This is a genomic window from Paenibacillus sp. FSL R10-2736 (assembly GCF_038000245.1).
In the GTDB taxonomy this organism is placed as follows: domain Bacteria; phylum Bacillota; class Bacilli; order Paenibacillales; family Paenibacillaceae; genus Paenibacillus_AQ; species Paenibacillus_AQ phytohabitans.
Genome location: NZ_JBBOBN010000001.1, coordinates 5,514,894 through 5,531,235 on the forward strand (window position 1 = coordinate 5,514,894; position 16,342 = coordinate 5,531,235).

10 protein-coding genes are annotated in these 16,342 nt (G+C 53.9%); 2 read left to right on the forward strand and 8 right to left on the reverse strand.

The window, feature by feature from the left end; translation table 11 throughout:
- Positions 1 to 41 precede the first annotated feature (41 nt).
- The 4 genes from NSQ73_RS23590 to NSQ73_RS23605 form a co-directional block, all read right to left on the reverse strand.
- Positions 42 to 2,408: a helix-turn-helix domain-containing protein gene (locus NSQ73_RS23590; RefSeq protein ID WP_042134946.1), complete on the reverse strand. Its 2,367-nt coding sequence runs from the start codon at positions 2,406 to 2,408 to the stop codon at positions 42 to 44.
- An 89-nt stretch (positions 2,409 to 2,497) separates the two neighbouring features.
- The gene (locus tag NSQ73_RS23595; protein ID WP_340988401.1) at positions 2,498 to 4,105 is read right to left on the reverse strand and encodes an extracellular solute-binding protein; all 1,608 of its coding nucleotides are present in this window, start codon (positions 4,103 to 4,105) and stop codon (positions 2,498 to 2,500) included.
- Between the two features lie 34 nt (positions 4,106 to 4,139).
- Positions 4,140 to 5,024 carry a carbohydrate ABC transporter permease gene (locus NSQ73_RS23600; RefSeq protein ID WP_039306771.1) on the reverse strand — a complete coding sequence of 295 codons (885 nt, stop codon included), beginning with the start codon at positions 5,022 to 5,024 and terminating at the stop codon, positions 4,140 to 4,142.
- 16 nt (positions 5,025 to 5,040) lie between these two features.
- The gene (locus NSQ73_RS23605; protein WP_039306775.1) at positions 5,041 to 6,009 is read right to left on the reverse strand and encodes an ABC transporter permease; all 969 of its coding nucleotides are present in this window, start codon (positions 6,007 to 6,009) and stop codon (positions 5,041 to 5,043) included.
- Between the two features lie 244 nt (positions 6,010 to 6,253).
- Here NSQ73_RS23605 and NSQ73_RS23610 point away from each other — a divergent pair, with 244 nt between their 5' ends.
- Complete coding sequence (locus NSQ73_RS23610) at positions 6,254 to 8,242, forward strand: beta-galactosidase (RefSeq protein WP_340988402.1); 1,989 nt, start codon at positions 6,254 to 6,256, stop codon at positions 8,240 to 8,242.
- Between the two features lie 500 nt (positions 8,243 to 8,742).
- Here the strand turns inward: NSQ73_RS23610 and NSQ73_RS23615 are convergent, their stop codons facing one another.
- A complete protein-coding gene (locus NSQ73_RS23615) occupies positions 8,743 to 9,858 on the reverse strand; it encodes a methyl-accepting chemotaxis protein (protein ID WP_340988403.1) in 1,116 nt (371 codons plus the stop codon).
- 17 nt (positions 9,859 to 9,875) lie between these two features.
- Positions 9,876 to 10,907, reverse strand: coding sequence for an FIST signal transduction protein (locus NSQ73_RS23620; protein WP_340988404.1), 1,032 nt, complete (start codon positions 10,905 to 10,907; stop codon positions 9,876 to 9,878).
- A gap of 297 nt (positions 10,908 to 11,204) precedes the next feature.
- Between NSQ73_RS23620 and NSQ73_RS23625 the strand changes: the two genes are divergently transcribed.
- Positions 11,205 to 11,390 carry a hypothetical protein gene (locus NSQ73_RS23625; RefSeq protein WP_340988405.1) on the forward strand — a complete coding sequence of 62 codons (186 nt, stop codon included), beginning with the start codon at positions 11,205 to 11,207 and terminating at the stop codon, positions 11,388 to 11,390.
- A gap of 1,492 nt (positions 11,391 to 12,882) precedes the next feature.
- Here NSQ73_RS23625 and tyrS read toward each other — a convergent pair.
- Positions 12,883 to 14,142 (reverse strand): tyrosine--tRNA ligase, encoded by a 1,260-nt coding sequence (gene tyrS / locus NSQ73_RS23630; RefSeq protein ID WP_340989382.1) that lies wholly within the window; start codon positions 14,140 to 14,142, stop codon positions 12,883 to 12,885.
- A 427-nt stretch (positions 14,143 to 14,569) separates the two neighbouring features.
- Positions 14,570 to 16,024 carry a 6-phospho-beta-glucosidase gene (gene ascB, locus NSQ73_RS23635; RefSeq protein ID WP_340988406.1) on the reverse strand — a complete coding sequence of 485 codons (1,455 nt, stop codon included), beginning with the start codon at positions 16,022 to 16,024 and terminating at the stop codon, positions 14,570 to 14,572.
- Positions 16,025 to 16,342 lie beyond the last annotated feature (318 nt).

Below are 16,342 nucleotides of genomic sequence, written 5' to 3' on the forward strand. Positions count from 1 at the left end.
TTATTCGTGTACGGCAAATGAGAAGCCCTTTGGTACCTGTCTCACCTGATTCCGTTCTCCTTCTCCCCTTCATGCCGGCTCAGTTCACGGTAGCGTGTCGGAGTGATGTCCTCCTGTTTTTTGAATATCCGGTTAAAATAGCTCTGCTGATAGCCGACCTGCTGGGCGACATCGTTCATTTTCAGATCCGTATCGCGCAGCAGCTCCTTGGCTTTGTCCAGCCGCAGCTCTGTTAAATAATCAATAAAATTAATTCCGGTTACCCGTTTAAAGGACTTGCTGAGCAGAAAAGGGCTGGTTCCCGTATAATCCGCACAGCTGTCCAGCGAAATATTGTCCATATAATGCTGCTGAATGTACAGCATGGCCTGTTCAACCGTCCGCCGGATGCCGGCGTCAGAACGTTCGCACAGCTCCTTCAGGAAGGGGGCCACCACATGCCCGCGGAACCACGAGAGGATCAGGCCCGGCTCATGAATCTGTGACAGGCTTGCATACAGGTTCTTGCCCTTGAACAGCTGATTCGGGGCAATCCCTGCCTCAAGCACCGCATGCAGGATCGCGCCGAGCAGATGCAGCATTCCCTGCTGCACGTCAATGACCTTCGCGCCGCCCTCGGACAGCGTCTTCAGGAACTCCTCCAGCAGCCGGTCCGCCTCTTCCGCTTCGCCGGTACGCAGCGCCTGAATCAGGCCGCGCTCCAGCGCGAACGAATACTGCGGCAGCTGCGTGCCTTGCCCTTCCCGTTCCAGCTGCTCCAGGCTGATCACCTGGTTCCCGCCTCCATATCTGCGGTGACTGGCTGCCTGCTTCGCCGCTTCGAACGAGCGCGGAATGCCGGAGATGCTGTTCACCTCTGCACTGTACGCTACAGTTGCCTGCAGCTTAAGCATCCGGTTGATCGTGGCTGCCAGTTCTTCACCGAAAGCCTGAACCCGCTCCGGCTCCGGGCCGCTTCCCTGCTCAATCAGCAGAATGCCCGACGTAAGGTCATGCAGATTAACGGTCTCGGCCCGCCCGAAATGCTCAGCAGCCAGTTCGCCGATAATGTTCACCGCCGCGAAGGACACCAGGCTCTCGTCACCGCTGCGGAACTTGGCCTCCAGGCTGGAGATTCCTGTAAGCTGAATATACAGCACCACAAAAACGCAATTGTCCACTTCCCACTTGTACTGCTTCATCCGGCTCAGCAGATCCTGTTCGGAATAAGCATACAGATAACCCTGGAACAATTGATGCAGAAAGCTCTGCTGCACATGCGGAAGCTGCTCCGAAAGCGTGTATTGGAGGGCATGCCGCTGCCCGTGAAGATTCTGCCAGTGCCGCTCAATCAGCGTCATCTCGTCCACCCGGCCCCCGGAGGCCGCATGCTCGGGAAGCAGCGTCTGCAGCAGGCGGCGGACAGGCGAGTAGATTTTGCGGGAAGCAATCCAGGAGAGGACTGCCGCAAGCAGCAGCGCGCACAAGCTGACCAGGATGATCATCCGGGATAACCCCACCACCGGTGAAGTCACACTGGATATCGGAGAAGCCGACACATACATCCATTCATTCGCAATCCGGGAGAAATCGCCGTAGGTCACCGCGAAAGTAACTCCGTCCCAGTCATACAGGAACGATGTGCTGTCTTTACTGCCTCTGTCTGCTATCGCCTTCTGCAGCGCAGTAACAAACGGTGTGGCTGCATCGATCCCGTTCCCGGAGATGAACAGGCCCCCGGACTTTTGCTGCATGAATACTTCCCCCGTGTTGTACGGGGTCATGGTCCGCAGCATCGCGGATACCTTCTCTGTGTCCATCCGCAGCAGCAGTGCCCCGAAGGGCTCCAGGCTTCCGCCGGGAATATGATGCACCAGTGTCAGCTCCTTCTGCTCCGGCTTGGCCGGATCAAACGCCCATTCCGTCCAGTAGGTACTGCGCTCCTGCTCCAGCAGCTTCCCGTACACTGCATCTTCTTCGGGCGCCAGTGTCCCGTATTCCGTGCCGAACAGCACCGGCTGATCGCCCGCCAGGTACAGCTCCACCTGCCGCGCCATCGAATTCGAGCCCTGCATGACCACCAGGGTTTTGGTAATATCCCAGGCCCGTTCATGATTCAGGGTGAAATCCATGTTGCTCAGGCTGTAGTCGAACTTCGGCTCGAACGCCCAGTGGGCCAGCATCAGCTCCAGATTGGACAGCTGGTCATTAATGTTGTCCGCACGCTGCTCGATCTGGCGGTTATGCATACCCAGCAGCTCCTTCTCCAGATTGCCCCCTGCCATAAAGTACACCAGAGACCCGATGATCAGGCCGGGGATAGACGAAACGATCAGCACAATAATGAGATTATTGCGGTAATACCGGCCCTTCCGGCCGGTACGCCCCCCTGTATATCCCTTTCGTTCCCCTGCCGTTCCATTCTCCATATCATTCACCAGCCGAATCCATAGTTTAGAGTTGCAGCCTTACGGCTATAACGGGTATAAACCGGCTGGTGCCTGGAGCAGTGCCGGACTTACTTGCCCGTCTTCGAGTACAGTTCGTTCATTTCATTCACAAGCTCGTCCCCGCCTGTCTTCCGCCATACCTCAAAAGCCGACTTCAAGCCTGCTTCGTCAATCTGGCCGACAATGAACTTGATGCGCGCATCATTGATTACATTATCCAGCTGCGAGCCTTTTTGCGTATATACTGCAGAGATCAGCGCTTCGGCAGGATTGGTCACAATCGTCGCTTCATTAGCCTTCTGTACCTCTGTCTGCTTCAGCCGCAGGGCAGTCTGCTTCACCAGCTTCGCCTTGTCCTCCGGAATGAACGGCAGCATCTGGTTGAGACCTTCCACTTCCGATTCCAGCAGAACCGTATCGCCTGAGCGTTCAATATATCCGCCCACCAGATTATAATGGACACCTTCAATTCCGTAGTTCAGCATCGTCTGCAGATCCTCTTCGTTGAGCCGGTCCAGGAAGGTCAGCACCTGTTTCAGCTCTGCTTCAGTCTTGACCGACGACTTCGGTATAGCCAGCATGCCGGAGAAACCGGAAGTCGGAAGGGTATGCAGTGCTCCGTCCGTTCCTGTCACACCGCCGATGACATCCATATAATGACGGTCAGGCTCATCCGTGCCTTCCTTCTGGAGTGCAGCATGAATCTTGTCATCGAGCCGTGCCCCGTTGTCCACCACATCGACAATGACACCGGCCTTGTTGTTGACCACCGGATCATTCCACTTGGAGCTGTCCATCACCGCGAAGTCGGAGTTGATCAGCTGCTCATCATACAGCTTTTTCATAAACTTAAGCGCTTCCAAGTACTGCGGATATTCATGCTCAGGAACCAGCTTGCCATCCTGTACGCCCCATTTGTTCGGGGAACCGAACCACAGCTTGATTGTATCGAAGCCGCTGGCCCATCCGCCGGTCCACTTCACCAGCACCATGCCGTAGGTATCCGCCTGACCGTTGCCGTCAGGGTCCTGTTCTTTGAACGCTTTTAGCATATTGTAGAAATCATCCACGGTCTGCGGAGCTTCAAGCCCCAGCTTCTCCAGCCAGTCCTTGCGGAAAACCACGCCGTTGCGGCCCAGCGCCCGTCCTCTGTAGATTCCATAGTTCTTGCCGTCGATGGCTGAGTTGCTCAGAATAACTTCCTTCGCTCCGCTCAGATTCGGATAATCCTTCAGGTACGGACCTACCTCCCAGAAAGCGCCCGATCTTGCCGCATTCACGAAACTTGAGGCTTTGACATCGCCCACATAGATAATGTCAGGCAGCTTGCCGGAAGCCAGCGTGATATTAAATTTGTCGGTATAGGAAGCGTTCGGCACCCATTCGAAATGGATCTTGGTGTTCGTCAGCTCCTCGAGCTTAGCGGCAACCGGACTGCCGTCCTTCGGATAATTCGTTTTGAAAATCGGCAGCATCAGCGTCAGATCCAGCGGTTCTGCAGCTTCAGCTCCGCCAGGCGCATTTCCTTCACTTGAGGCAGATTCCTTCTGCCCTGCAGCATTATTCTCCTTATTGCCGGCACAGCCGGTGAATACACTTAAAATCATAATAGCAGCTAGTAACATAAACAACCATCGTTTCAAATGTATGGAACCTTCTTTGCGCGCAATCTTCATTACTTAGCCTCCCTTTGTATGTTGGCATACCCTTTTACCCTTTAACCGAACCGAGCATCACCCCTTTGGCAAAGTGTTTTTGCAGAAACGGATAGACGCACATAATCGGCAGTGTGCCGACCACGATAACTGCCATTTTGATCGACTGCTCAGGCGGCTGTACGAAATTCGGGTCCATCGAGCTGAGATCACCAGCTGCCGACTGGGACAGCATAACGATCTGGCGCAGCATCACCTGCAGCGGCCACTTGGACGGATCATTAATGTAGAGCAGCGCCGAGAAGAAGTTATTCCAATGCCCGACCGCATAAAAGAGAGTGAACGTCGCCAGCACGGGCTTGGAGAGCGGCAGTACGATTTTCCACAGCAGCCCCAGCTCGGTACAGCCGTCGATGCGGGCCGCCTCCTCAATCTCGACCGGAAGCTCCTGGAAGAAGTTTTTGACGATAATCAGATTGAAGGCGCTGATCGCACCCGGAAGAATTAACGCATTCAGCGTATCCAGCAGCTGCAGCTCGCGGATCACCAGATAGGTGGGAATCATCCCGCCCCCGAACAGCATGGTGAAAATAACCAGATTGAGGATTACATTGCGGCCCATCAGATAACGTTTGGCCATCGGATACGCCATGGTTACTGTGAAAAACAGATTGACCGCCGTACCGATCACCGTCACATACAGCGATACCCCGATACTTCTTACAATGGTATCCGTGGAGAAAATGAACCGGTAGGCATCAAACGAGATCGTAGTCGGAATCAGAAAGACAGCGCGTTTCGTAATTTCCGCCTCGGTTGCGAATGAACCGGAGACCACGAACAGAAACGGCAGGATTGCGGCAATTCCGATAACTCCCAATACAAAATAATTAAATACGTCAAACGTAATCTCTCCGGGGCTCTTATAATGTTTAGCCACGCACACAGCCTCCCTCTCAATAAAGTCCCGATTCGCCCGATTTCTTGGCGAGCCAGTTGGTGCCGAGCACCAGTACAACCCCTATCACCGATTTGAACAGTCCGACTGCGGTGCTGTAGCTGAACGCCCCCTGTGTGATCCCTAGTGCATATACGTAGGTATCAAACACCTCGGCCACCTCACGGTTCAGCGCATTCATCATCAGATAAATCTGCTCAAACCCATTATCCAGAATGGTTCCCATCCGCAGAATCAGCAGAATGACAATGGTGCTGCGGATCGCCGGCAGCGTAATATGCCAGGTCTGGCGCCAGCGGCTGGCCCCGTCTACTACGGCTGCTTCATATTGCTCAACATCAACACCGGCCAGCGCCGCCAGGAAGATAATCGTCCCCCAGCCGCATTCCTTCCAGATGGTCTGCAGGATGATCAGCGGGCGGAACCAGTCGGGGCTGGCCAGGAAATCGATCTTGCTCCCGGTCACGGAGTACAGGAATTCGTTGACAGCACCGCCCTGTGTAGTCAGGAATACATACGATATACTGGCGACGATGACCATGGATATGAAATGCGGTACATAAATCATCGTCTGAATCGTCCTTTTATAGAAGGACAGCCGGACTTCATTCAGCAGCAGGGCAAGTATGATCGGGGCCGGAAAAAAGAACACCAGATTATACAGCGACAACACGAGTGTATTGCGCAGCAGCATGAAGAAGTCAGGATTCTGGAAAAACGTGCGGAAATGCTCAAGACCGACCCAATCGCTTTTCCAGAAGCCCAGAAAGGGCTGATAATCTTTAAACGCGAGCAGCACTCCCCACATGGGTACATATTTAAATACGAGAAAATACAGGAGTCCCGGGGTCAGCAGGATGTAGAGCCATTTGTCCCGCTTCAGACGTCTGAAGCGCAGCTCCCGCCTGCTGCGGTAGGTTGCAGCAGCATGTATATCTGCTGTCCCTATTGCCGCTCCTTGCTTCATTACATTCACCTCCACATAGATAAGCAGCCTTGCGTTGCCGTGCCTTGGCTGCGCTTCCTATTATGGTTTCAGCAGATTTTTCCGGCAATCGGACTTTTTGGACAGGGGCCTGTCCTGCCCTGATCCGCTCCGCTACAATAAAGTGCAAAGCCGGCAAAACTTTACTATTGCCTGCTGCACGGGGGGCAACTATGATGCCGGGAGACCAAAACGCTCATAATGGGCTCCCCGGGAGGTAAAGCAAGTGAATCATAAGCTATATTACGGCGCTGCATGGTACCCCGAGCTCTGGGGGGAAGCTGAACGGAAGCATGACCTTCAGCTTATGAAGGAAACCGGCATCAATCTCGTCCGGATGGGTGAGTTCATCTGGTCGGAGCTGGAGCCGGAGGAAGGCTCCATTGATATCCGGCCCTTCGCTGAGCATATCCGGCAGCTGCATGCCTACGGCATCGACACCATAATGTGCACCCCGACGGCCACTCCGCCGGTCTGGCTGACACACGGGCACCCGGAACGCCTGGTCATCAGGGCGGACGGGGCGGTTATGGGCCATGGGTCCAGGCAGCATGTCTGCACGAATCACCCTTATTTCCGGCAGCGGGCTGCGATAATCACCGAACAGCTGGCAAAAGAGCTGGGGCAGCTGCCGGGTCTGGTCGCCTGGCAGCTCGATAATGAACTCAAGGCACATGTGTCAGAATGCATGTGCGGGACCTGCAAGTCACTATGGCATGAGTGGCTGAAGAGCCGCTACGGCAATATCGGGAAGCTGAATGAAGCCTGGGGAACGGGAGTCTGGAGCCAGACCTATCAGCAATTTGATCAGGTGCCGCAGCCGGTGGCTACTCCCTTCCTGCATAACTCATCTCTTGTAACCCTGTACCGCCTGTTTCAGATGGAGACAACCGCCGGATTCGCGGCTGAGCAGGCAGCGATTCTCCGCCGCTATTCGCCAGCTCCCATAACCCATAACAGCAGCGTCGCTTTCCACGTGGACAATGAACAGCTGTTCCGGGAGCTCGATTTCGCCTCGTACGACACCTATGCCTCCCAGACCAATAAGCACGCCTATCTGCTGAACTGTGATCTCTGGCGTAATATCAAGCCCGGACGGGATTTCTGGCTGCTGGAGACCAGCCCGGCCTATGCCGGTTCGCTCATGAGCTACGGCGAACCCCATCCGGACGGCTATCTCACCGCTGAGGCTGTGTCTGCCTATGCGTTGGGGGCAGGAGCCTTCTGCTATTGGCTGTGGCGGCAGCAGCGCACCGGCAGCGAGCAGACGCACAGCTCCATCATCAGCGCCTGGGGGCAGCCTGCGCTCGGCTATGACAATGTGCGGGAAGCCTCCGCAGCGCGTCTGCTGATCGAGCCGCACCTGCTGGCTACCCGGCCGGTGCAGGCCGAGGTCGCAATTACCTACTCGGACCGGACCAAGGCGTACCTGGCGACGGAGCCGCACCGGAAGCTAAGCTACCGCTCCCTGCTGGGGGACTACTACAAGCGGGTACTCGATATGGGCATACACCGTGACCTGCTGCCCGAAGGCGGAGAGCTTAGCGGCTACAAGCTGCTGTTCACCCCTTTTGTGCATTATCTGTCACCGGAATATATGCAGAAGGCTCTCAGCTTTGCAGAGGCTGGCGGCATCTGGATCGCCGGTCCGCTGAGCGGAGGCCGCACAGCCGACCATACCCTGCATACCGATGCTGCACTGGGCGGGTTGGAGCGCATCGCCGGGGTAATCACCAGATATGTCTACCCGATGGAGGGAACGGGCAGCATTGGCGAGGCCTTCGGCATCTCCGCGCCGCTGTCCCTGTGGAGTGCGGTATTCGAGCCGTTGCCGGGCGGTGCAACCGTGACCGGCAGGATCACGGCAGGCCGGACGCCGGGCCTGGCCTTCCTGACCGAGCAGCCCTATGGCCGCGGAGCCATCGTAATGCTCGGCTCCCTGCCCTCCGGAGAAGCGGGGGACAAGCTGCTGTGCGCGCTGATCGATCATTATGCAGCCCGGGCCGGTGTGACTCTGCGGAGCGATGTCACCGCGGGGACGGTCGTCTGTCCAAGACACGGAGCGTCCGGTGAACTATGGACGATCGTGAACATGGACGGACTCGGAGGCAGTGTAACCCTGCCGCGGGGCGGACAGGATGTGCTGAGCGATGAGCACGTGCCAGCCGGTCCGCTGATGGTCGGTGCTTACGGCTACAGACTTATTGCGTTGTAGGCAAGGGCGCCAAGCGGGCGGGGGAGAATTCATCCGGGCTGGAGCTGCTCCTATCTGAGACCGGCAGTAAGCAACAGAGTTTACTGCCACTCCTCAGCCTCCTCAGCCTCCTCAGGCCCAGGCCCTAATCGCACATCAGCTGCTCTGGCGGACTCACAATCCGCTAATCGGGCCCATCAGGCTGAATTGCGGGATAAGCGGACTCAGATTCCGTTAATGGGCCAGCTGGCCATCATTTTGGGCACGAATGAACAGGATAGGTGATTCTCAGTCCGCTTCGGCCTCAATATTAGGGTTTTCCGGGAAATAAGCGCTTTTCAGTCCACTTCACTCTGCTGACGACCACTTGCTCCAGCACACTGTACCTTATCTTCGCAATCCTCTGCCTGATAACCAAAAAGGCCAGCCAGAAGGTTCTGGCTGACCTAATCATACGAAAGACTACACCACAGCATTCCCTCTGCAGGTTGTAGTCTTTTTTATCGGATACCTGCTTCTGCTTATACGCCCATCTTCTGTGCTTCATCAAGCTGCTGCAGCTGCTCTATCTGGTGCAGATGATTAAGCAGCTGCTGATAGTGATCGGCTTTTTTCTGGACGGTAAGCACCATCTTCTGGAACTGCCCTGCATCCTGTCCCGATTTCTCCAGAATGCGCAGGAGATCGCCATTGATCTGCTCCACATCCTCCATGCTGCTCTCCTGCGACTCCTGAATCTTCTCCAGATGCTGGAACACCTCTTCCTCCGCCTCCACGATCTCGTTCATATATACCGTGGACTGGCTGATCTTCGCATTCGTCTCTGTCATCGCTGTTGTCCCGTCACCGGACTTGCTGTGTAGCTGCTCCATCACCTGGGTCATCCCCGAAAGGGAGCCCATGATCTCCTTCACATGACTGCGCGTGCTGTCGGCCAGCTTGCGGATTTCTGTGGCAACCACCGAGAAGCCCCGTCCGTGCTCTCCGGCCCGCGCCGCCTCGATCGCTGCATTCAGCGACAACAGATTCGTCTGCTCAGCAATATCCGTAATGATCTTCGCCAGCTGCTCGATGCTCCGGAAATGCCCCCGCAGGTCCTCATTCAAGGTGACAAATTCAGTAAATACCGCCGAAGCCTTCTGCATTTCAGCCGAGATCTGGATATTGGACTCTTTGGCGAATTCAATTTTATTGGAGGAAAAAGAGAGGCTGCCATACATTTCATTGATGAGATCTTCGGTCTGCCCGCTGTTGGTCTTCAGATGCTCCAGCAGCTGCTGGGTCCCGCCGATCTGGCTGATCAGCTCACCGCTGCCCGCCCGTAAAGCCGCAAACTCCTCTACCAGCTGTGCCTCTTCCTTGAGAATCTCGTCAGTTTCGCGGCGGATCTGTCCGGCCAGGGTATAGGCGTGCATCCCATAGGATTCAGTGGCCGAAGCGGGGGCATCGTCAGCTGTCCCGCCAGTATTCTCTGGAGGCTCAGGAGCATTTGCCGCTGTTCCAGCTGTCTTTAGCGTCCCGGCTGATGGTCCGGAGCTGTCCGTTTTTTCAAGAACGGCTAGTGTATTATGACTTTGAACACCTCCGGCAGAGGTGCTTTTGCCCCATGAAGTGCGTAATCTGGTTATCCACTGCATAATCAATCTACTCTCCCTTATTCAACCAGCAGCAGAATCATGGTCTGGTTGGCATGCTTTTTATAATATTGCTCTCCGTAGCTGATGAAACCTGTAGTGTTGCCGCAGAATCCGAGCATCGTCCTGTCAAAATCCGCCCACAGACCGTCCCGGATGAAGAGCTGATCCCGCAGCGTACAGTTAATGTTGAGCACAAAGGATGGCTTGTACGGGCTCCCGCCCAGCGTCTCCTCCAGCACAGCAAGCGGATCTGCCGCGCTCAGCACCTCCACATAAGTACTAGACATAACCTGGCTGTAAAATGTGACAGAGCCATCCGGGTTAATTGTCATCGGTGACGCGATGATCAGATCGTCTTCGTATCTTTTGCCCAGCGGGCTGCTCAGGAAATGCTCTGCCAGGTCCGCCTCCGGGACACCAAGCACGCGCGCGTATTCTTCCGCAGCAGGACGTCCGTTGAAGGAATACACCGTTCTGCCGAACACATCGGCTTCTGTCACCAGCAGCGTTGTCCCGGTGGGAACATAAATATTTTCTTTAACCAGTGCGGTACGGCCCGGCATATTGAAGAAAATCCCCAGATTCCGCACCCGGCGGCTTCCTATGTAAATATAAGTCTCTCCATGCTCATCATCCGCTGCACTTCCACCAATGATTTTGAATTCCGGGGCAATGAAAAACAGCGAGGAGAGGAGCGTCTCCTCCATCGCGCCTGTACCGTCACATAGCAGCAGCAGAAAGGCATTAACGTTGCATTGGACTTTGTGATATGAGGCACTTAGTATATTGCCGCTAAGCACGGGCGGATGCAGGATCTCCACAATATCGGCTATCCCTGATTCGTATTCGAACCCTGTGACTGCGCCGCTGCGGTAGCCCTGCGGGGTATATTCGCCTTTGGTCGAGCACAATACCGCCCGGGAGGGTGCATACCGGGACAATTCGCTTACTGCCGCAGCGGAAGCGAACAGCACCAAGCCTCTGCTGCTATCCAGTTGTTCGAGATGCCGCCTGGCTTCGCCCGGTGTGTTAAAAGATAAAGCTTTCATTATGTATATCAACCTTCCTTCGCGGGATCTCCCCCTGCAAACGTTACTGAAAAATTAAGCTTTAATTTTCAATACTTCTTATGGTAAAACCAGAACCGGGCCTACTGTCTGTGAATAATGTCGCAATTCCCTCGCCAAAGCCTTATTTCCGGCGCAAAAATACGGCTGTCACGGGTGACAAAGGTTGAGCCGCTCACGGAAAGGCTGTATCATGAACATACTGTAGATACGATTGAACGATGGATACAATGCCCAGAGCCAGGCATTACATTAATAATAGAAAGGAAGTGTGAGGCCATGACTTATTCACAGCGTTCGAGCCACCCTGCCGCCGCATCGGACTACACCTATCTGGTATACCAGATCGAATTAGCTGCAGAAGAATTGGCGGTGGCATTAAAAGCGCAAGACGAAGCCCGGGCAGAGGCCCTCCGCGAGAAAATTGCCAAACTCGAAGACGAGCTGGCGCTGCTAGAGGATTAAACCTGATTACATCTGATTACATCTGATTACATCTGACTAAGCCTGATTATACCTGATTACACCTGACTAAGCCGATTATTGTAGTACCGTCACTTCTCGATTCGATTCTATCTCTAACAATAGATCATGTGATAATGATTATCAATGACAAAAAGATGTAGATTCCAGCAGCGCCGCAGTAGGCACCTGTATTCTCGAGCGAACCGATAGTCATTCGGTGCCGGGCTTCTGGCTGCTGCGGGGAATATGGGGTTGTTCTGGGTGTGCTGGAGTGTGCTGAGTGGATGCTGGGTATGCCAGGTGAGTGCTGGGTATGCTGGGTGAGTGCTGGGTAGGTGCTGGGTAGGTGCTGGGTAGGTGCTGGGTAGGTGCTGGGTGTGTGCTGAGCATTGTGTGTGTTGGGCGTTTTGTCTGTGCTGAGTGCTGGGTGCGTGCTGGGTGCGTGCTGAGCGTTATTCCGAGCGTTCTGCCCGGCATCGATTGAGTTTTTGAGCAAAGATTACACTTTACAGCCTTGTCCAGGCAGAAATGTTGTACGTATTACAACTCTGCCCCCTAGTTTCCAAGGAGTTTGAGGGGATTGTTGTATGAAATACAACAATTGTCAGGCTAAGCCGCCGGAAAGAAAGGAAATGTTGCATTTCATACAACAATTCTCAATTTGAGGCGGATATAGGAAGAAAATGTTGTATTTTGTGCAGGATTCTCGTCCAGGAAACTGGGTCCGCACGACGAATCCAACCAATTAGCCCCACAAGAGCGGGGCGTATGCTCGTTGACTACCACGCTGACTACTGATTACCTCGCTCACTACCACGCTAACTACTGTTCACTTCGCTCACTACCACGCTGACTACTGATCACCTCGCTTACTACCACACTGACTACTGGTTACCATGCTCCCTACCACACTGACTACTGTTTACTTCGCACCGCTGACTACTGATTACTTCGCTGACCACACATCAACTCACTCACTACCACACTGCTGGTTACCTCATCCCTACCTCGCTGACCACTAATAACTTGGCCACTACCGCACTGACTACTAGTTACCCCCTCCCTGCCATGCTGACTACCCTTTGACTACTGATTACCTCCTCGCTACCTCGCTGACCACTGATTACTTGCCCATTACCACACTGACTACTAGTTACCTCCTCGCTACCACGCTGACTACTGGTTACTTCGCTCACTACCACACTCACTACTGATCACCTCCTCATTACCTCACTCACTACCACGCTGACAACTGATCACCTCGCTCACAGCCACGCTGACTACTCAGGTACTTTGCAGGCACCCTAAAACAAATTAATCACCTTATAAAAAAGAGGCTATCCCCGTCATTGCTGACACAGCGGGATAGCCTCTTATGGTTTACCTGTTTACCTATTTGCCGATTTACTATTTACCTGTTTGCATATTTACTTGTTTACTTGTCTACCTGTTTGCGTGTTTACCTATGGACTTCTCAGCCAGCAGCAAGGACTTAGCCCAATTTCACCAGGCTGTAGTTTTTCTTGCCTTTGCGGACGATGATGAATCTGCCGCCGATGGCAAGCTCAGCGGTAATCTCTGTCTCCAGCTCGTTGACACGTTCGCCGTTAATGGAGATTGCACCTTTAGTAATATCCTCACGCGCCTGGCGTTTGGATGGCTCGATGCCCAGGTCGACCAGCCAGTCGACAATGTTCTTCGACTCCTTAGTGGCGGTGAAGGTCGGCATTTCCTTGAAGCCTTCTTCGATTTCATCGGCAGTCAGAGAGCTGATATCGCCGCTGAACAGCGCTGCGCTGATGCGTTTAGCCTGCTCCAGCAGCTCTTCACTGTGCACGAAGCGGGTCATCTCTTCGGCAAGTGTTTTTTGCGCCTCGCGTTTATGCGGCTCCGTCGCCACCTTCTCGGCAAGCGCCTCAATTTCCTCCTTGCTCAGGAAGGTGAAGTATTTCAGGTATTTCACCACATCGCGGTCATCGGTGTTCGCCCAGAACTGGTAGAACTCGTAAGGTGTGGTCTGCTTCGGATCCAGCCAGATGGCACCGCCGGCGGATTTGCCAAACTTGGTACCGTCTGCCTTGAGCATCAGCGGGATGGTCAGGCCGAAGGCTTTGGCTTCGTTGCCTTCTTTTTTACGGATCAGATCCAGGCCGCTGGTGATGTTGCCCCACTGGTCCGAACCGCCGATCTGCAGCTGCACATCCTCATGCTGGTACAGATGCAGGTAATCCATGGACTGCAGGATCTGGTAGGAGAACTCGGTGAACGAGATTCCGCTGTCCAGGCGGCTGGAGACTACGTCCTTAGCCAGCATCGTATTGATGCTGAAGTTCTTGCCGATGTCGCGCAGGAATTCGATGACGTTCATGTCCTTGGTCCAGTCGTAGTTGTTAACCATCCGCACCTGATTGTCGCCTTCCGTAATGAACAGCTTCTTCATCTGGGCCGTCAGCGCATCCACATTCTCCTGTACCTGCTCCAGCGTCTGCAGGGAGCGCTCGCTCTGGCGTCCGCTCGGATCACCAATCGTTCCGGTAGCCCCGCCGATCAGAATGACCGGACGGTGTCCGGCAAGCTGGAAGCGTCTAAGCATCATAAAAGGAATCAGGTGGCCGATATGCATAGTGTTGCCTGTAGGGTCCACGCCGCAGTACAGCGATACAGCCTTACTCTCTGTTAATTCGCGCAGTCCGTCCGCATCTGTCTGCTGGTTGATGGCGTCGCGCCACAGCAACTCGTCGATAATGTTCAACATGTACAGCCCCTTTGGTTTGTTTTGTGTGTAATTGGTATGCATTGAAAAACAGCCAGCTTAACGGGTGACTCCGCAATTTCCGAATTTGGGCAACAAAAAATCGCCCCTTGTCTATTCAGACACAGGGACGATTATCATTAACCGTGTTACCACCCAAATTGCACAGACATCATCATTCAAACATGTCCGTACCACTCTTCCGCGAGTTATCGTTCGCTTAGCTCCGCTTGGCATTACCCAAGATACTCCCGAGGTGTAATTCGCAGTCCATTGTATATACCGGGTTCCATCAACCCCCGGCTTTCTGGGAACAGGGACAAGTCTGCTACTGGCTCGTTCAACGTATACCAACTATAAGATTACAGAAAGTATAGCCGCTTCTAAAATCGTTGTCAATGCGCTGGCAGCGCCAGCCATGAGCTGCCTACTCCAAATCTGCTCCGTTGCTGGCAATTGCCTTCTGGTACCAGTAAAAGCTCTTCTTCTTCTTCCGGTCAAGCGTTCCGTTTCCGTCATCGTCCTGGTCCACATAGATCACGCCGTAACGCTTGGACATCTCCGAAGTCGACGCGCTGATAATATCAATCGCCCCCCAGGCGGTGTAGCCCATGACTTCGACTCCGTCCAGAACCGCTTCCTTGACCTGGGTAATATGCTTGCGCAAATAATCGATCCGGTAATCATCCTGGATGGAACCATCCTCTTCGACCTTATCCTTCGCACCCAGCCCGTTCTCCACCACAAACAGCGGAAGCTGGTAACGGTCGTACAGCTCTTTGAGCACAATCCGCAGGCCAATCGGGTCCAGCTGCCAGCCCCATTCGGTAATCTTCAGGTTCGGATTCTTCACGGTGCTGAACAGATTGCCTCCGGTAACACCATATTTCTCAGGAGTAACTGTGGAAATAAGCGACGTATAGTAGCTGAAGGAGATGAAGTCCACCGTGTTCTCACGCAGCAACTGCTCATCGCCAGGCTCAGTCACAAGCTGAATATGATTGTCAGCAAAATAACGCTTCATGAACGGAGGATAGCTTCCCCGCGCCTGCACATCGGTATGCATCAGGTTGAGCTGATTATCGATCTGGGCCTGCAGCACATCCTCCGGATCACTGGTCGCCGGATAATGGATCATACGCGCGAGCATGCAGCCGATGCGGAATTCCGGATTAATCTCCCGCCCTTTGCGGGTCGCGAGGCTGCTGGCGACGAATTGATGATGCAGCGCCTGATAGGACGCTTCGCGGATGTTATCCACCGTATCCTCTACTACCCCGCCGCCGGTAAACGGCTCGATGATGGTAGTATTGATCTCATTGAACGTCAGCCAATATTTCACTTTATCGCGGTATCTGGTCATGACAGTCTCAGCATATTTCTCATAAAAAGCAATCACCGCGCGGTTCCTCCAGCCCCCGTAATTCAGCACCAGCGACATCGGCATCTCATAGTGGGAGAGGGTAACCAGCGGCTCAATGCCATATTTACGCATCTCGTCGAACATATCATCGTAGAACTGCAAGCCCTTCTCGTTAGGCGCGGCATCATCCCCATTCGGGAAAATACGTGACCAGTTGATCGACATGCGGAACACTTTGAAGCCCAGCTCGCCGAACAAGGCGATATCCTCTTTGAACCGGTGATAGAAATCAATCCCATAACGTTTCGGGTAGCCCTCCGCTGAGGCATGCTGCATTCCGCGCTCAATCGTTTCACTGGTGACATGCATCAGCTCTTTGAGGTTGGTGTAATCTTTTTTCTTATAGTATGGCACCATATCTGCCGTGGACAATCCTTTACCGTCTGCGTCAAAAGCGCCCTCTGCCTGGTTGGCGGCGATTGCTCCGCCCCATAGGAAGCCATGTGGAAAAGTGGTCATTTTGTCATCTCCTCATTTTTTGAAAATCGAATGCTAAAAGGCGGGCCGTAACTGCGGGAAAGTTTGGACTTTCGGCCGCTGTTGTCTCCAGATGTTCTGAATTGTACCGCTATTAGCGGATAACATCCGGAGACAAAGGCGGACGCTATCGCTCCTACAGTTCCAAACTTCCCTCCGTTACTAATAGCCTTTTGTTTGGATGAAGCGGATTCGGAGGTGACAAAATTCTAAGCCAACCCGATCGCTTCGTTCCGAAATCACTAAGCTCAAACTCAGGCTAAAACCGGAGCTGGCGCCTGGAAATAACTCAGGCTAAGC